At 71.5% G+C, this 16,241-nt stretch carries 15 protein-coding genes and 1 riboswitch; of the genes, 4 read left to right on the top strand and 11 right to left on the bottom strand.

All coding sequences use genetic code 11. The features are described from left to right. Positions 1 to 64: 64 nt before the first annotated feature. The 8 genes from AB0D53_RS27570 to ribD all read right to left on the bottom strand — a co-directional run bounded on the left by AB0D53_RS27570 (position 65) and on the right by ribD (position 5,952). Complete coding sequence (locus AB0D53_RS27570; RefSeq protein ID WP_362451322.1) at positions 65 to 529, bottom strand: PH domain-containing protein; 465 nt, start codon at positions 527 to 529, stop codon at positions 65 to 67. Positions 530 to 564: 35 nt separating this feature from the next. Further along, positions 565 to 1,413 carry an ATP phosphoribosyltransferase gene (gene hisG, locus AB0D53_RS27565; protein ID WP_189547690.1) on the bottom strand — a complete coding sequence of 283 codons (849 nt, stop codon included), beginning with the start codon at positions 1,411 to 1,413 and terminating at the stop codon, positions 565 to 567. A gap of 63 nt (positions 1,414 to 1,476) precedes the next feature. After that, complete coding sequence (locus AB0D53_RS27560) at positions 1,477 to 1,749, bottom strand: phosphoribosyl-ATP diphosphatase (RefSeq protein ID WP_018524273.1); 273 nt, start codon at positions 1,747 to 1,749, stop codon at positions 1,477 to 1,479. Positions 1,750 to 1,783: 34 nt separating this feature from the next. Beyond that, positions 1,784 to 2,269, bottom strand: coding sequence for a 6,7-dimethyl-8-ribityllumazine synthase (ribH, locus tag AB0D53_RS27555; protein WP_362451319.1), 486 nt, complete (start codon positions 2,267 to 2,269; stop codon positions 1,784 to 1,786). Positions 2,270 to 2,297: 28 nt separating this feature from the next. Next, positions 2,298 to 3,596 (bottom strand): bifunctional 3,4-dihydroxy-2-butanone-4-phosphate synthase/GTP cyclohydrolase II, encoded by a 1,299-nt coding sequence (locus tag AB0D53_RS27550; RefSeq protein WP_362451317.1) that lies wholly within the window; start codon positions 3,594 to 3,596, stop codon positions 2,298 to 2,300. Further along, the gene (locus tag AB0D53_RS27545) at positions 3,593 to 4,237 is read right to left on the bottom strand and encodes a nicotinamide mononucleotide transporter family protein (RefSeq protein WP_362451314.1); all 645 of its coding nucleotides are present in this window, start codon (positions 4,235 to 4,237) and stop codon (positions 3,593 to 3,595) included. Before AB0D53_RS27545 ends, AB0D53_RS27550 begins: the two co-directional genes overlap by 4 nt. After that, on the bottom strand, positions 4,234 to 4,851 hold the full coding sequence (locus tag AB0D53_RS27540) for a riboflavin synthase (RefSeq protein ID WP_329816706.1): 618 nt from the start codon (positions 4,849 to 4,851) through the stop codon (positions 4,234 to 4,236). The genes AB0D53_RS27545 and AB0D53_RS27540 overlap by 4 nt, the downstream gene beginning before the upstream one ends. Next, the gene (gene ribD, locus AB0D53_RS27535) at positions 4,852 to 5,952 is read right to left on the bottom strand and encodes a bifunctional diaminohydroxyphosphoribosylaminopyrimidine deaminase/5-amino-6-(5-phosphoribosylamino)uracil reductase RibD (RefSeq protein WP_362451311.1); all 1,101 of its coding nucleotides are present in this window, start codon (positions 5,950 to 5,952) and stop codon (positions 4,852 to 4,854) included. Between the two features lie 159 nt (positions 5,953 to 6,111). Beyond that, positions 6,112 to 6,242: riboswitch (FMN riboswitch) on the bottom strand. A gap of 268 nt (positions 6,243 to 6,510) precedes the next feature. On the opposite strand from ribD, the gene AB0D53_RS27530 reads away from it, so the two are divergent. Next, on the top strand, positions 6,511 to 8,835 hold the full coding sequence (locus AB0D53_RS27530; protein ID WP_362451308.1) for a glycosyl hydrolase family 18 protein: 2,325 nt from the start codon (positions 6,511 to 6,513) through the stop codon (positions 8,833 to 8,835). An 87-nt stretch (positions 8,836 to 8,922) separates the two neighbouring features. Here the strand turns inward: AB0D53_RS27530 and AB0D53_RS27525 are convergent, their stop codons facing one another. Then, the gene (locus AB0D53_RS27525; RefSeq protein WP_362451306.1) at positions 8,923 to 10,113 is read right to left on the bottom strand and encodes an ROK family transcriptional regulator; all 1,191 of its coding nucleotides are present in this window, start codon (positions 10,111 to 10,113) and stop codon (positions 8,923 to 8,925) included. A gap of 147 nt (positions 10,114 to 10,260) precedes the next feature. On the opposite strand from AB0D53_RS27525, the gene AB0D53_RS27520 reads away from it, so the two are divergent. The 3 genes from AB0D53_RS27520 (at position 10,261) to AB0D53_RS27510 (ending at position 13,363) form a co-directional block, all read left to right on the top strand. Next, positions 10,261 to 11,490, top strand: coding sequence for an MFS transporter (locus AB0D53_RS27520; protein WP_362451304.1), 1,230 nt, complete (start codon positions 10,261 to 10,263; stop codon positions 11,488 to 11,490). A 184-nt stretch (positions 11,491 to 11,674) separates the two neighbouring features. Beyond that, entirely contained in the window at positions 11,675 to 13,066 is a 1,392-nt protein-coding gene (locus AB0D53_RS27515; RefSeq protein ID WP_362451302.1) for a solute carrier family 23 protein, read from the top strand. Positions 13,067 to 13,204: 138 nt separating this feature from the next. Further along, positions 13,205 to 13,363: a hypothetical protein gene (locus AB0D53_RS27510; protein ID WP_362451300.1), complete on the top strand. Its 159-nt coding sequence runs from the start codon at positions 13,205 to 13,207 to the stop codon at positions 13,361 to 13,363. Positions 13,364 to 13,473: 110 nt separating this feature from the next. Here AB0D53_RS27510 and AB0D53_RS27505 read toward each other — a convergent pair whose 3' ends face one another. Both AB0D53_RS27505 and AB0D53_RS27500 read right to left on the bottom strand, forming a co-directional pair. Then, positions 13,474 to 14,406 carry a GNAT family N-acetyltransferase gene (locus AB0D53_RS27505; RefSeq protein WP_362451298.1) on the bottom strand — a complete coding sequence of 311 codons (933 nt, stop codon included), beginning with the start codon at positions 14,404 to 14,406 and terminating at the stop codon, positions 13,474 to 13,476. After that, a partial coding sequence (locus AB0D53_RS27500; RefSeq protein WP_362451296.1) for a peptidase C14 occupies positions 14,403 to 16,241 on the bottom strand: 1,839 nt, incomplete at its 5' end. The genes AB0D53_RS27500 and AB0D53_RS27505, both read right to left, overlap by 4 nt.

Below are 16,241 nucleotides of genomic sequence, written 5' to 3'. Positions count from 1 at the left end.
GGGGTGCACAGGGGCACCGCCGCCCTCCAGAGTAGTCAAGAAGAAGCCGTGCGGGGCAGGGGGCTCAGCCGATGTCCGTTCCGGTGCCGTGGCTCTCGGCGAGGGCGCGGAGCGTACGGGCGTCGCGGATGGCCTGCTGTTTGGCGATTCCGGGCTGGATGCCGAGGGCCGGCATGCTGGTCCCGTCGCTCAGGTCGAGAAAGACCCAGGGGTCACCCACGCGCAGGTTGACCCGGAGGATCTCCGCCCAGGACAGCTGGCGCGTCCGGGTGAGATTGACCACGGTCACCCCGTCCTCGTTCGCGACGATCTTCGGGCGGCTGAGCAGCGCCAGCACTCCGAAGAACAGCAGCGCCGTGAAGACGAAGCTGACCCGCTCCCCCGGGCTCAATTGCTCCAGGGTCATGGCGACGGCGGTGATGACGAGGAACATCGCCGCCCCCACGGTCAGCAGGACCACCCGGGTTCGGGTCGGCCGGAACGTGACGGGGAGGGTGGGGAGTTCGGGCCGGGGTGCGGGGGCGGACATGATGTTCTTCTGTCTTCCGGGTGGGCGCCCGGCCGTCAGAGGCGGCAGGCGTGGATGGCGGTGGTGAGGATGGCGCGGGCGCCGAGGTCGTACAGATCGTCCATGATCCGCTGCGCCTCGCGGGCCGCGACCATGGAGCGGACGGCGACCCAGCCCTCGTGGTGCAGCGGCGAGATGGTCGGCGACTCCAGGCCCGGGGTGAGGGCGACCGCGCGCTCCAGGTGCTCGACGCGGCAGTCGTAGTCCATCATCACGTAGGAACGGGCGACCAGGACGCCCTGGAGGCGGCGGAGGAACTGCTGCACCTTGGGGTCGTCGTCCGGGGCGCCGGTACGGCGGATGACGACGGCCTCCGACTTCATGATCGGCTCGCCGATGACTTCGAGTCCGGCGTTGCGCAGGCTGGTGCCGGTCTCCACGACATCGGCGATGACCTGGGCGACACCGAGTTCGATGGCGGTCTCGACCGCGCCGTCGAGGTGGACGACGGAGGCGTTGACCCCGGCGTCGGCGAGGTGCTTGGCGACGATGCCCTCGTAGGAGGTGGCGATCGTCTTGCCGTCGAAGTCCTGCGGGCCCTCGGCCGTGCCGGGCTTGGTGGCGTAGCGGAAGGTGGAGCGGGCGAAGCCGAGCTGGAGGATCTCCTCGGAGTCGGCGCCGGAGTCGAGCAGCAGGTCGCGGCCGGTGATGCCGATGTCGAGCCGGCCGGAGCTGACGTAGATCGCGATGTCGCGCGGCCGCAGGTAGAAGAACTCGACCTCGTTCTCGGGGTCGACGAGGACGAGTTCCTTGGACTCCTTGCGCTGCTGGTATCCGGCCTCATGGAGCATCGCCATCGCAGGCCCGGAGAGTGAACCCTTGTTGGGGACGGCGATGCGCAGCATGAGGTCAGGTTTCCTTTGCGAGGAGGGAGTCTTCTGCGGACGTGCGTGATGCGGGGGTGGTGCTCAGAGGTGGGCGTAGACGTCGTCGAGCGAGATCCCGCGGGCGACCATCATCACCTGGACGTGGTACAGCAGCTGGGAGATCTCCTCGGCGGCCGCGTCCTTGCTCTCGTGCTCGGCGGCCATCCAGACCTCGGCGGCCTCTTCGACGACCTTCTTGCCGATGGCATGGACTCCCTTGTCCACGAGCTCGGCGGTACGGGAGGTGGAGGGGTCGCCGTTGGCGGCCTTGAGCTGCAGCTCGGCGAAGAGCTCTTCGAAGGTTTTGTTCGCCATGATGGTCTTAGAGTACGGGGTCCGTGCCCTGCGCTCAGCGCCAGGGCTCGCTGACGGTGCGCAGCGTCGCCGCGGTGGCGACGGCCGCGGTGACCGCTTCGTGCCCCTTGTCCTCGTTGGAGCCTTCCAGGCCCGCGCGGTCGAGTGCCTGCTCCTCGTTGTCGCACGTGAGTACGCCGAAGCCGACGGGGACGCCGGTGTCGACGGCGACCTGGGTGAGGCCGTTGGTGACGCCGTGCGAGACGTACTCGAAGTGCGGGGTGCCGCCGCGGATGATCACGCCGAGGGCGACGATCGCGTCGTAGCCGCGGCCCGCGAGGACCTTGGCCACGACCGGGAGTTCGAAGCTGCCGGGCACCCGGAGCAGGGTCGGCTCGTCGATGCCCAGCTCGTGCAGGGCGCGCAGGGCGCCGTCTACGAGTCCGTCCATGACCTTCTCGTGCCACTGCGCGGCGACCACCGCCACGCGCAGGTCTCCGCAGTTGCGTACGGACAGTTCGGGTGCGCCCTTGCCGCTCATGTCTCTCCTACCGCTCGTTTCCGTGATCTCACTGGTTGCCGCAGGTCGACGCCGTGGCGGTGTCGAGCCAGGGCAGGTCGTGCCCCATGCGGTCGCGCTTGGTGCGCAGGTAGCGCAGATTGTGTTCGCCGGCCTGGACGGGCATCGGCTCGCGGCCGGTGACGGCGAGTCCGTGCCGCAGGATCGCGGCCGTCTTGTCGGGGTTGTTGGTCATCAGCCTGAGGCTGTGGACGCCGAGGTCCTTGAGGATCTGGGCGCCCGCCGCGTAGTCCCGGGCGTCGGCGGGCAGGCCGAGTTCCAGGTTGGCGTCGAGGGTGTCGACGCCGCGCTCCTGGAGTTCGTACGCGCGGAGCTTGGAGAGCAGCCCGATGCCCCGGCCCTCGTGGCCGCGCAGGTAGACGACGACGCCGCGGCCCTCCTCGGTGATCCGGCGCATGGACGCGTGCAGCTGGGGGCCGCAGTCGCAGCGCTGGGACTGGAAGATGTCGCCTGTCAGGCACTCGGAGTGGACCCGGACCAGGACGTCGCCGCCGTCGCCGAGGTCGCCGTGGACGAGCGCGACGTGCTCGACGCCGTCGGTGGTGGAGCGGTAGCCGTACGCGGTGAACGGGCCGAAGCTCGTCGGCAGCCGTACCTCGGCCTCGCGGCGGACGGTCGGCTCCGCGCTGCGGCGGTAGGCGATCAGGTCCTCGATGGAGATGATCGAGAGGCCGTGCTTGCGGGCGAACGGGACCAGCTGGGGCAGCCGCAGCATCACGCCGTCCTCGCCGGCGATCTCCACGATGGCCCCGGCGGGCCGCAGTCCGGCGAGCCGGGCGAGGTCGACGGCGGCCTCGGTGTGGCCGTTGCGGACCAGTACGCCGCCGGAGCGGGCGCGGAGCGGGAAGATGTGGCCGGGCCGTACGAAGTCGCCCGGGCCGGCCTCGCCGCCCGCCAGCAGCCGGAGCGTGGTGGCCCGGTCGGCGGCGGAGATGCCGGTGGTGACGCCGTGGGCGGCGGACGCGTCGACGGAGACGGTGAACGCCGTGCGCATCGACTCGGTGTTGTGGTCGACCATCTGCGGCAGTTCGAGCCGTTCCAGCTCGTCGTTCTCCATGGGCGCGCAGATCAGGCCGCGGCATTCGCTCATCATGAACGCGACGATCTCGGGGGTGGCCTTCTCGGCGGCCACGACGAGGTCGCCCTCGTTCTCCCGGTCCTCGTCGTCGACGACCACGACGGGCCGTCCGGCGGCGATGTCGCGGATCGCCTGCTCGACGGGGTCCAGGCGGAGGTCCTCGGCGGCTTCCTCGTGTTCCCGGTGCAGCCAGGTGGGCTGGGCAGTCATGCCGTGGCTCCTTCCAGAGCGGGTGTCCGCGAACGCAGCCACCAGTCGCGCATGCCCCACAGGACGAGGGCGCCGTACACGACGTAGATGAGACCGGAGAAGGCGAGTCCGCTGTGGAAGTTCAGCGGTACGCCGACCAGGTCGACCAGCAGCCAGGCGAACCAGAACTCGACCATGCCGCGGGCCTGGGCGAGCATGGCGACGAGGGTGCCGGCGAATATGTACGCGTCCGCCCACGGGCTCCAGGAGAGCGAGGGGAACGCGGTGAACAGACCGCCGACCGCGAGGGTGCCCAGGGCGGCGCCGCCCAGCAGGAAGCCGCGCTCGCGCCAGGTGGCGAACCGTACGGCGATGGAGCCGTCCTGCGCCTGCTGCCTGCCCCGGGTCCACTGCTGCCAGCCCCAGACGGCCACGGCGATGACGACGAGCTGCTTGCCGACACTGCCCGCCTGGTGCACGGAGGCGTTGGCCGCGACCAGGACGACGCCGGACAGCAGCTGGGCGGGCCAGGTCCAGATGGAGCGGAGCCAGCCCAGGGTCAGTGCGATCAGACCGACGGTGTTGCCGATCATGTCGGACCAGATGATGTGCTGCCCGAAGACGGTGAACGCCTGCGAGTTCAGCCAGTTCAGGGCAGTCACTTCGCCGGCTCCTCGGGCTCCTGCGCACGGTGGCCGAGCAGCCGCTCGACGTACTTCGCGATGACGTCCACCTCCAGGTTGACCGGGTCGCCGGGCTCCTTGATGCCGAGCGTGGTCAGGGCGAGGGTGGTGGGGATGAGGCTGATGGTGAAGTAGTCGGGTCCGGCGTCCACGACGGTGAGGCTGACGCCGTCCACGGTGATCGAGCCCTTCTCCACCACGTAGCGGGCCAGCTCCGCGGGGAGGGAGACCTTCACGATCTCCCAGTTCTCGGAGATCCTGCGCTCGACGATGCGCCCGGTGCCGTCGACATGGCCCTGGACGATGTGTCCGCCGAGCCGGCCGCCGACCGCCATGGGGCGTTCCAGGTTGACCCGGGATCCGGTGTCCAGGGCGCCGAGGCTGGACCTGTTGAGGGTCTCGGCCATCACGTCCGCGGTGAACTCGCCGTCGCCGAGGTCGACGACGGTGAGGCAGACGCCGTTGACGGCGATGGAGTCGCCGTGCTTGGCGCCTTCGGTGACCACACGGCCGCGCAGGCGGAATCGGGAGGAGTCGTCGAGCTTCTCGACGGCGGTGACCTCACCCAGTTCTTCGACAATTCCGGTGAACACTCAGTTTCCCTTCCGGGCAGGGCCGGGGACGGCGGTGATGCGCAGATCGGGGCCGATTCGGACGGTCTCGGTCACATCGAGGCGCAACGCCTCGGCGATGGTGGAGATTCCGGCGTCGGCGAGGGCCGCGGGGCCTGCGCCGAGGAGCACGGGGGCGAGATAGCCGACGACCTTGTCGACCGTTCCCGCGGCGACGAAGGCCCCGGCCAGGGTCGGGCCGCCTTCGAGGAGTACGGAGCGGATGCCGCGCCCGTGCAGGGCGCGGAGCAGGGCGGGGATGTCCAGGCCGGGGCCGGTGGCGGCGCGCGGCAGCCGCAGGACGGCCGCCTGCGGCAGGTGCCCGGCTTCGGCGTCGTCGGCGACGGCGATCAGGGTGGGCGCGGTGCCGTCGAGGACGCGGGCGCCGGGCCGTACGGCGGTGGCGCCGGTGTCGACGACCACCCGTAGTGGCTGCACGGCGGTCTCGATGCCGCGTACACCGAGCTGCGGGTCGTCGGTGCGGGCGGTGCCGGAGCCGACCACGACGGCGTCGGCCTCGGCGCGCAGCCGGTGGACGTCGGCGCGGGACTCGGGGGAGGTGATCCAGCGGCTGGTGGCGTCGGCGGCCGCGATCCGGCCGTCGAGGCTTGCCGCGTACTTCCACAGGACGTACGGGCGGCCCAGGCGCACCGAGGTCAGCCAGGCGGCGTTGCCCGCCTCGGCCTCGGCCGCGAGGAGCCCCTGCCCGACCGTGACCCCGGCCGCGCGCAGGGTGTCGGCACCGCCGGTGGCCTGCGGGTTCGGGTCGCCGACCGCGTAGACGACGCGGGCGACCCCGGCCTCGACGAGTGCCTGGGCACAGGGGCCGGTGCGGCCGGTGTGGTTGCAGGGTTCGAGGGTGACGTAGGCGGTGCCGCCCCGGGCCCGGTCGCCCGCGTCGCGCAGGGCGTGGATCTCGGCGTGCGGTCCGCCGGCCCGCTGGTGGAAGCCCTCTCCGGCGTGGCGGCCCGCGGCGTCGAGGACGACGCAGCCGACGACGGGGTTGGGGCTGGTGGAGCCGAGACCGCGGGCGGCGAGCGTGATCGCACGGCGCATGGCGGTGATGTCGGCTGCGGTGTCCACCGGGTCCTCCTGCCTCTTCGGGCACGGACTCCGGGGCCTGTCGATGACGACAGATGAAGCGGGAACGCCACGGGGGAACGCCGAAAATGCCGGAAAACACGGATGGATCGGTCGCCCGAAAACCATCCGCCGACGGCGGCGTACCCGCGAAACGGCCCGCCGCGCACTGCCTCCCATCCGGACTTTAACCGTCGGTCCAGGAATCCCACCTGGTCAACCGGCCGCTGGATGCGGACGGGTCGCGGACTATAACCGCCGGTTCGGAATTGCACCGACCCCGGAGTGCGCTGCTGCTGGTACACGATCAGTGTGCCACGCCCGGCGGCGGGCCATACGAGTGAGCGTCTGTGGACTGGCTCACAGGACGACCGGGGCGAGGGGCGCGGCCGAAGAAGTTGACGCCTAAAGGTCCAGACCTATTGACGCAGTGGTCTAGTCCTTTTAATCTCTGCGTCACCTCCGAGGAGCGGTCCCGCGGTGTGCGCACACCCGGGACATCAACACCACCCACCCCCCTGCCAGTTGTGTTCTGCCGAACCTCCCCGGAAGGAACCGAACGTGCTGTCCCCCACCCGTGCGAGAGCCACTCTGCTCGCAGCCGGCGTAGCCGTCGCCGGACTGCTGATGGGCTCGCTCGCCGCCACCCCGTCGGCCGCCGCCGACCAGGAGTCCTGTCGCCCCGACGGGCTCTACGAGACCCCCGGGGTCTCCGTCCCCTACTGCTCCGTCTACGACACCGAGGGCCGCGAGAAGATGGGCGCCGACCACCAGCGGCGGGTCATCGGGTACTTCACCGGCTGGCGGACCGGCAAGGACGGCAAACCCGCCTACCTCGCCTCCGACATCCCCTGGGACAAAGTCACCCATTTGAATTACGCGTTCGCCCATGTCGACGGCGGCAACAAGATCTCCGTGGGCGCCGACGGGCCGGACAACGCATCGACCGGCATGACCTGGCCGGGTGTCGCGGGGGCCGAGATGGACCCGGGCCTCCCCTACAAGGGCCATTTCAATCTGCTCAGCAAGTTCAAGAAGAAGTACCCGAATGTGAAGACCATGGTGTCGGTGGGCGGCTGGGCCGAGACCGGCGGCTACTTCGACGACAGCGGCAAGCGGGTGGACTCCGGCGGCTTCTACTCGATGGCGACCAACGCCGACGGCTCGGTCAACCAGGCCGGCATCGACACCTTCGCCGACTCCGCCGTCGCCTTCATCAAGAAGTACGGCTTCAACGGCGTCGACATCGACTACGAGTACCCGACGACCATGAAGGACGCGGGCAACCCGCTGGACTGGACGCTCTCCAACGCGCGCCGGGCCGGTCTGGTCAAGGGCTACTCCGCGCTGATGAAGACCCTGCGCGAGAAGCTCGACCGCGCCTCGGCCGCCGACGGCACCCACTACCTGCTGAGCGTGGCCGCGCCCTCGTCCGGCTATCTGCTGCGCGGGATGGAGACCTTCCAGGTCCAGAAGTACCTGGACTACGTCAACATCATGTCGTACGACCTGCACGGCGCCTGGAACGAGTACGTCGGGCCGAACGCCGCGCTCTTCGACGACGGCAAGGACGCCGAACTCGCCCAGGCGAGCGTCTACTCGACCTCGCAGTACGGCGGCACCGGCTACCTCAACACCGACTGGGCCTACCACTACTTCCGCGGCTCCATGCCGGCCGGCCGGATCAACATCGGCCTGCCCTACTACACCCGCGGCTTCAAGAACGTGCAGGGCGGCACGGACGGGCTGTGGGGCAGGGCGGCCACCACCGACTGCCCGGCCGGCGCGGGGCTGACCAAGTGCGGTGACGGCGCGGTCGGCATCGACAACCTGTGGCACGACCAGGATGCCAACGGCAAGGAGTCACCGGCCGGTTCCAACCCGATGTGGCATGCGAAGAACCTGGAGAAGGGGGTCGTGGGCGACTACGTCACCGACTACGGATTCCCCGCCGGCACCAAGCTGACCGGCACCTACGTGCGCAAGTACGACTCGACGCTGGTCGCGCCCTGGCTGTGGAACGCCGAGAAGAAGGTCTTCCTGTCCACCGAGGACGAGCAGTCGGTCGCCGCCAAGGCGGACTACGTCGTCGACAAGGGCATCGGCGGCACCATGATCTGGGAGCTCGCGGGCGACTACGGCTGGAACGCCGCCAAGGGACAGTACGAGCCGGGCTCCACGCTCACCTCGACGATGTACGACGCGTTCAAGTCGGCGACCCCGTACGGCGCGAAGCGGTCCACCGTCGGCCTGCCCACCGAGGCGCTCGACATCGATGTGTCCTTCGACCAGTTCCCGCTCGGCGACTCCAACTACCCGATCAGCCCCAAGCTGAAGATCACCAACAACACGAAGGCGACCCTGCCGGGCTCCACGGAGTTCCAGTTCGACTACGCCACGTCCGCGCCCGCCAACGCCAAGGACCAGTCGGGCTTCGGCACCACGATCGTGCGCAGCGACCACACCGCCGCCAACAACATCGGCGGCCTCAAGGGCGACTACAACCGCGTCTCGCTGAAGCTCCCGGCCTGGCAGAGCCTGGCCCCCGGCGCCTCGGTGCAGGTCGACTTCGTCTACTACCTGCCCACCTCCACGCCGTCGAACTGGACGGTGGCCTTCGGCGGCAAGTCGTACGCCCTCGCCGCCGACCTGGCGCGCGGGAGCATCCTGGTCGACCCCGGCACGGGCACGTCGACGCCGTCGCCGGACCCGACCCCCGGTGGCGGCGGCTGCACCGCGCCCGCCTGGAGCGCGGGCTCCGAGTACGGCGCCGGTACGACGGTCAGCCACGGCTCGCACCAGTGGAAGGCCAAGTGGTGGACGAAGGGCGAGGCGCCCGGTTCCACCGGTGACTGGGGTGTCTGGCAGGACCTCGGAGCCTGCTGACCCTCCCCGATACCGCCCGGCGGTGACCGGATCGCCCCCGGTCGCCGCCGGGCTCGGCCATGCCCCGCGGGACACCGGTGCCGGGCCTCAGGCCGGCGGCGCGAACAGCTCGTCCTGAGCCGCCTCCCGGGCGGCGAGCAGCGCACCGCGGAGCACCGCCGCGCCGCCCAGCCGCCCGGCCCTGACCTCGGTGCGCAGCGGTGACATCAGGGCCAGCCGCTCCTCGACCCGGGCCGCGAGCGCGTCGCCGCCCGCGTGGCCGACCTCGCCCGCCAGCAGCACACAGCCCGGGTCCAGGACCGCGGCGACGGCGGCTGCGCCGAGGGCGAGACGGCCGGCGAGCTCGTCCAGGAAGCCCTCGCCGTCCCCCTCCCCCGCCAGCGCGGCCCGCACGGCGAAGGCCGCGCCCGGTTCCTTGTCCCCCTCGGCGGTACCGGGCGGCACGGCGATGCCGTGGGCGGCTGCCAGTGCACAGACCGGGGCGGAACCCACCAGCGCGTGGAACCCGCCGTCGCAGTTGAGCGCCGAGGGCGTGCCGGGAATGCCGGGCACCGGCAGGAAGCCGATCTCGCCCGCGCCGCCGGAGGCGCCGCGGCGCAGCTTCCCGTCCAGCATGACGGCGGCGCCGACGCCGTGGCCGAGCCAGAAGAGCACGAAGGTGTCGCGGCCGGTGGCCGCGCCGCCGCGGTGTTCGGCGACGGCGGCGAGATTGGTCTCGTTCTCGACCAGCACGGTCGCGGGCAGCCGTTGCTGGAGCACCCGCACCAGCCGCCGGTGCCAGGCGGGCAGCCCGCTGGTGTTGCGCAGTTCTCCGGTGACCGGGTCGATCAGACCGGGTGCGCCGATGCCGACGCTGTGCAGGGGTCCGGCGCCGGCCTCGCGTGCGGTGCGCTCCAGGAGCGCGGCGGCCTGTTCGGCGGCGGCCTCGGTGGCGGTGTCGGTGCCGATGGGCAGGGTGGCCTCGGCGAGCGTGGCGCCGAGGAGGTCGGCGACGACCACGGCGACGCTGCCGGTGCGCACGTCGAGCGCGGCGAGATGGGCGCGGTCGGCGGCGATTCCGTACAGCCGGGCGTTGGGGCCGCGGCGCTCGGCGCCGGCCTCGCCGACGACACGGATCAGACCGGCTCCCTGCAAGCGTTCGACGAGGTCGGCGACGGTGGGCCGGGAGAGGCCGGTCAGGGTCTTCAGCTGCGTGGCCGTCAGTGGGCCGTCCTGCTGGAGCAGTCGCAGGGCGAGCCGGTCGTTGATGGCCCGTGCGGTGCTCGGTGATGCGGGCATGCCGGGATCCTTCCAGATCGCTGACGCACTGCTTGCACAGGCGCACTATTTATCAGGCAGGGTTCCTGATAGTTTACGGCCCGCACCGTGGAGACGGGCGCCGGGGCCACCGGCAACAGAGGAGTTCCCAAGGGAGGGCACGGCGGTATGACGACGGATTCCACAGACACGGTCTTCGGCATGGAGCAGGTGAAACGGGCCAGGTTCGCCGTCGCCACGGTCTTCACCGTGCACGGCGCGGTGACCGGCAGCTTCGCCACCCGGGTGCCCTGGATCCAGGACCACGCCGGGGTCAGCGCGGGTCAGCTCGGCCTCGCCCTCGCCTTCCCGGCGATCGGCGCCTCGCTCGCCATGCCGCTGGCCGGCGCGGTCAGCCATCGCTTCGGCGCCAGAACCGCGCTGCGCGGGCTGCTCGCCCTGTGGACGCTGGCGCTGATCCTGCCCTCGCTGGCCCCCAACCTGCTGACGCTGTGCGCCGCGCTCTTCGTGTACGGGGCCTCGGCCGGCATGTCGGACGTGGCGATGAACGCCCTCGGCGTAGAGGTGGAGAACCGCCTCGACAAGTCGATCATGTCCGGGCTGCACGGGATGTGGAGCGTGGGCGCCCTGATCGGTTCGGCAGCGGGCACGGTGGCCGCGCATCTGGGCGCCGACGCCCGGCTGCACCACGCGCTGGCCGCGCTGGTGCTCACCGCGCTCGGCCTGATCGCCTGCCGGGGTGTGCTGGACCTGCGCAGCCGGCCGGACGAGGAGCCGCCGCCGCGCTTCACCCTGCCGCCGAAGTCGGCACTGATCATCGGTGCGGTCGGCTTCTGCGCGGTGTTCGCCGAGGGGGCCAGCCTGGACTGGTCGGCGGTCTACCTCCGGGACGTCATGGACACCTCCGCCGGGCTCGCCGCGGCTTCCACGACGGCGTTCGCGCTGACCATGGCGGTCGCCCGGATCGCCGGCGACAAGGTCGTCGACCGCTTCGGCGCGGTCCGGACCGTACGGGTCGGCGGCGTCCTCGCGACCGTCGGCGGGGTGCTCGTGGTCGCTTCGCCGGACGCGGCGCTCGCGATGTGCGGCTTCGGGCTCCTGGGCCTCGGTGTGGCGGTGGTCGTCCCGCTCGCCTTCGCGGCGGCCGGGCGCAGCGGCCCGAACCCGAGCCAGGCGATCGCGGGTGTCGCCACGATCACGTACACCTCGGGGCTGATCGCCCCGTCCGCGATCGGTTCGCTGGCCGAGGCGACCTCGCTGGTCGTGTCCTTCGGCCTGGTGACGGTGCTCGCGTTCGGTCTGGTGCTGGGCGCCGGGGTGCTGCGGGCGGGCGACCGCAGGGCGGTGTCGTCGTCGGCCGCCGCCCCGGACGCGGCGGCGGCCGAGCAGCGTCCCTGAGCGGTGGGACCGGCGGGTGACGCGGGGCAGCCGGCCCCGCGTCACCCGCATCGGCCGTGCTCAGGGGCCATGGCCCGGCCGCGAGCGGGCCACGGTCCGGCATTACCATGGCGCTGATCATTTCTGCGGCAGCGACGTGCCCGGCGAGGCGCTCGGCTCCGCACCTACACAACAGGGAGCGACCATGGGCCTCGGCGTGCGCTGGACCTTGCACGGCGACGGGAAGACCCCCGCACCGGGGGCCGTGGTCCGGCCGGACGAACGACTCTCCTGGCCCCGTACGTTCGGACTGGGCGCCCAGCACGTGGTCGCGATGTTCGGCGCGTCGTTCGTCGCCCCGGTGCTCATGGGCCTGGACCCCAACCTGGCGATCATGATGTCGGGTGTCGCGACGGCCATCTTCCTGCTGGCCACGCGCGGCCAGGTGCCCAGCTATCTCGGCTGTTCGCTCTCCTTCGTCGGGGTCGCGGCGACCATCCGGGCGAGCGGCGGCAGCAGCGCCGTGGTCACCGGCGCGGTCTTCGCCGTCGGTGTGGTGCTCTTCCTCGCCGGTCTCGCGGTACAGCGGTTCGGCGCCCGGATCATCCACGCGGCCATGCCGCCGGTGGTCACCGGTGCCGTCGTCATGCTGATCGGTTTCAACCTGGCTCCGGTGACCGCGTCGACGTACTGGCCGCAGGACCAGTGGACGGCCCTGCTGGTGATGCTGTTCACCGGACTGGCCGTAGTGTGCCTGCGCGGTTTCTTCTCGCGCATCGCGATCTTCCTCGGTCTGGTCTTCGGGTACGCGCTGTCCTGGGTCCTCGACCGGATCTTCGGCAAGATCCACTCCCCGGCCGGCGGTGCCGAGGCCGTGGACCACTGGCGGCTCGACCTGTCGGGTGTCGCCAAGGCCGACTGGATCGGGCTGCCCTCCTTCCACGCACCGAGCTTCGAATGGTCGGCGATCCTGGTCGCCCTTCCGGTGGTCATCGCGCTCATCGCGGAGAACGCCGGTCATGTGAAGGCCGTCGGCGAGATGACCGGCGCATCGCTGGACGACAAGCTGGGCACCGCGATCGCCGCGGACGGCGCCGCGTCGATGCTGTCGACCGCGGTGGGCGGCCCGCCGAACACCACGTACTCGGAGAACATCGGCGTCATGGCCGCGACCCGGGTCTACTCCACCGCCGCGTACTGGGCCGCCGCCTGCTTCGCCCTGCTGTTCGGCCTCTGCCCCAAGTTCGGCGCGGTCGTCGCCGCCATCCCCGGCGGGGTGCTCGGCGGCATCACCGTCATCCTCTACGGCATGATCGGCCTCCTCGGCGCCCAGATCTGGCTGAACGCGGGGGTCGACCTGCGCAACCCGCTGAACCTGGTGCCGGCCGCCGCGGGCATCATCATCGGCGTCGGCGGGGTCAGCCTGAAGATCAGCGACAACTTCGAGCTCAGCGGGATCGCGCTGGGCACCATCGTGGTGATCACGGGCTATCACGTACTGCGCGCCTTCGCCCCGGCCCACCTCAAGACCCAGGAGCCCCTGCTGGACTCGGGTACCTCGGCGTACGACGAGCAGTCACCGAAGAACGAGGCGTAACGCCTCGCGTACCGGAACGGGGGACGGCCGCGCGGCCGTCCCCCGTTCGATGAACCCAGGGCCCGTCGGCGCCGTCCCGGGGCCGGGACGGCGCCCTCATGGCCCGGTCCGGGCGGTACACACTCCGGTCCCCGGCGGGTGGGCGATCTCCTGGTCCTGCTGGAGGAGCGGCTCCGCGAGGATCTGACGCCGGGCCCCGACCTGCTGGAACTCGCGGCCCCGCTCGCCCGTCCGCTCGGCTCGTGGAGTCCGGAGCGGGCCCGCGAGGCGGCCCGGTCGGCGGCGCCGGTGCTGTGACGGCTGCGCGATGTACCCCTGCCAGGCCGAGAAAGCGGATGGACGCGGGGGCGGGGCCGGTCGGGCGCCGTCTGCTCGCACCGCACCGCCGACGGCACCCCGCCCGGCCCTCAGAAGCAGTCGCCGTACCAGTGGACCGCGCCGGGCGCCGTGACCGTGGCCCGGACCGAATCCGCGGTGGCGTGCAGCGGGCGGGCCATCCCCACGTGCTCCGTCACCTGCCGGGTGTCCGCCAGCAGGGCCGGCAGCGCGGCCCGGACCTCCGGGGTGTCGGGGAGCCGCACCCGGGCCCGGTCCAGGCCCGCCGCCCGGCCCCGTTCGCCGACGGCGGCCAGCAGCCCTCTCAGGCTCCGGGGCGCGCCCGCGAATTCACGCACCTCCACGCACTCTCCCTCGTACTGGGCCACCATCCAGCCGACGAGCGCCCCCGAACCGGGGTCCTCGGCCACGAGCGACCGGTCGGGCGGGCCGTACCAGGCGGGCACGCGCACCGCCCAGTCCTCGGGCGCCCGCACCGAGCTGAGCGGCCGGTCCGCGTTGTACGCGTGGTGCAGCGCGGCCACCTCCACGGCGTCCCGCGCGGTGGCCTCGCGGATCCGCAACTCCCCGGCGGCGCGCGGTGGCGCGAGCGTCCCCTCGGTGTACGTGCTCGCGAACTCCTGCCACCCCGAGCCCCGGTAGACGCCCGGGGTGCCGGTGAACAGCAGTGACCAGTCGCACCGCTCGGCCCTCATGGTGTGCTCCGCGGCCTCCAGCAGCCGCCGCACCAGGCCCTGTCCCCGGGCCTCGGGCCGGGTGGCGACGCTGCCGATGCCGCCGACCCGACGCGGGGTGCCCCGGGCGTCGCGGATCAGCCTCGGTACGTAGACGACGACGGCGTCGATCCCGTCCCCGTCGGCGTTCTGCGCGACGAAGGTGTGCCGGTGGCGGTCCGGGTCGAGGGCATGCAGGCCGACGATGTGCGGGGCGTCGAAGCAGCGCCGCCACAGGGCGGCCAGGGCCGGGTCGTCGGCCGCCGTCGCGGTGCGGATCACGGCGGTCACAGGATCAGGTTCCCGTCCGTGCGCACCCTGTCGCTGTTCGCGGGCATCGCGCCGCGCTTCGTCCCGTCCTCCACGCACGAGGTGTGCAGGACCGAGTCCAGCGCGCCGGGGGCGAGATGGAGGGTACCGCCGGTGAAGCGGGCCCCGGTCGCCGCGTAGTGGTTGGTGCCCTCGTCGATGCGGACATGGGCGGTGTCCGCCGAGGAGGCGGCGCTGCTGAGCGCGCCGAGGTCCCAGGTCACCCTTCCCGGGCCGTCGGCCCGGCCGAGGAGTGCCTTGGCCTTGTTGCTGCCGGTGAGACGGGCGCCGCCGGTGACGGTGATCCGCTGGTCGCGCACGGCGCTGAGCTCGATGCCGGTGTTGTCGTAGCTGCCGCCGTCGATCCGCAGATCCGCGGAGCCGACCGAGAGCGGGGCCGCGTTCTCGGCGCCGGTGACGGTGCAGTCGGTGAAGTGGACCGGCCCGGCCCCGCGCAGGACCGCGCCGTCGACGCCCCTGAACGTGCAGCGCACGAAGTGCACCGGGGCGGTGACCGGGGTCTGGACGAGGACGGCGCCCGCGGGCAGCTCGAAGGAGCAGTCGCTGATGGTGGTCGGCCGGGTGGAGCGGGCCGAGCGCTGGGCGACGGCGAAGGTCTTCGCGGTGCAGCCGCGCACCTGGGCGCCGTCGGCGTTGACGGTGAGGGTGCCGGCCTGGTCGAAGGTGGGGCGCGCGATCACCGTGATGTCTTCGAGGGTCAGATCGGTGATCTTGGTGTTGGCGGTGAACCAGGAGCAGACATGTCTGCGCACCGTGATCCGCTTCGCGGAAATGCCCCACTGCGCACCGGAGTTGGCGATGTCCATCAGTCCGGAGTTGCCGTCGAAGAGCAGATCGTGCTCGTACTGACCGTGCGTGGTGAAGGGGTTGCCGCCCGCGTCGTCGCCGTCGCCGTGGCAGTTCACGACGGTGCAGTAGGCGGAGGCGGTGAGGTCGTTGAGGTGGCGCACATTGCTGGTCGTGCAGTCCGCGACCCGCCCGTACAGGCAGTAGATCTGCTGGGTGAGGTAGCCCGCGCCGCCGTACTCGACGGTCGGCGGGTTCTTCAGCGAGCACTCCTCGGTGCGGAAGCGGGTGCACCAGCGGCGCATGATGACCGGCCAGAAGGTGCCGGTGGCGTGGATCCCGGAGACGTCGCAGCCCACGGCGTACTCGAAGCTGACGGGATGGGAGCCGGTGTACTCGTCGGGGCCGGCGCCCTCGAAGACCATGTTGCGGATGTGGGTGTTCTGGACCGGCTCGACGCGGGTCCAGGTGAGCCTGCGGCCCTCGGCGAGTTCCCAGCCGTTGAGGTAGCCGATCCGGATGTGTCCGGCGTCGACGATCTCGGTGATCTCGACCAGTTTCTGCAGCTCGCGTTCGTCACCGCCGCCGCCCTCGACCGGGGCGACCTGCACGGCCCACCACTGCCCGACCTCGAACGCCTTGGCGTCGGGCACCGGGAAGGTGTCGGTGAGCTCGATGACCTTGCCGGAGAGCGCGTGCCGGACGGTGGTGTCGGTGACGGTGCCGCGGAAGGAGAGGACGGCGCCGAAGGGGTTGTCGTGGGTGTTCTTCTCGATGTCTTCGGTGCGTATGCGGTGGCCGCCGAAGTCGAGTTCGATGTTGGAGCGGTTGAAGAGGTGGCGTTTGGCGAACAGGAGGTCGGTGTGGGCTTCGATGCGGTGGACGCTGTTGTCGGCGATCATGGCGTCGAGGGCTGCGTCGGCGGGGGTCTTGGCGTCGAAGTGGCCGAAGGTGCGGAAGTCGAGGGTTCCGGTGTGGAGCTGGTGCCAGCGGCCGGTGGTGTTCTTGCC

This window comes from Streptomyces sp. NPDC048295, assembly GCF_040652135.1.
Classification (GTDB): Bacteria; Actinomycetota; Actinomycetes; order Streptomycetales; family Streptomycetaceae; genus Streptomyces.
This window is presented reverse-complemented; position numbering and strand designations above follow the sequence as displayed.

Coding starts and splice junctions, on each gene's coding strand:
- AB0D53_RS27520 (WP_362451304.1), top strand. CDS start 10,261: ATGACGACGGATTCCACAGACACGGTCTTCGGCATGGAGCAGGTGAAA.
- ribH (WP_362451319.1), bottom strand. CDS start 2,269: ATGAGCGGCAAGGGCGCACCCGAACTGTCCGTACGCAACTGCGGAGAC.
- AB0D53_RS27515 (WP_362451302.1), top strand. CDS start 11,675: ATGGGCCTCGGCGTGCGCTGGACCTTGCACGGCGACGGGAAGACCCCC.
- AB0D53_RS27525 (WP_362451306.1), bottom strand. CDS start 10,113: ATGCCCGCATCACCGAGCACCGCACGGGCCATCAACGACCGGCTCGCC.
- AB0D53_RS27570 (WP_362451322.1), bottom strand. CDS start 529: ATGTCCGCCCCCGCACCCCGGCCCGAACTCCCCACCCTCCCCGTCACG.
- hisG (WP_189547690.1), bottom strand. CDS start 1,413: ATGCTGCGCATCGCCGTCCCCAACAAGGGTTCACTCTCCGGGCCTGCG.
- AB0D53_RS27550 (WP_362451317.1), bottom strand. CDS start 3,596: ATGACTGCCCAGCCCACCTGGCTGCACCGGGAACACGAGGAAGCCGCC.
- AB0D53_RS27560 (WP_018524273.1), bottom strand. CDS start 1,749: ATGGCGAACAAAACCTTCGAAGAGCTCTTCGCCGAGCTGCAGCTCAAG.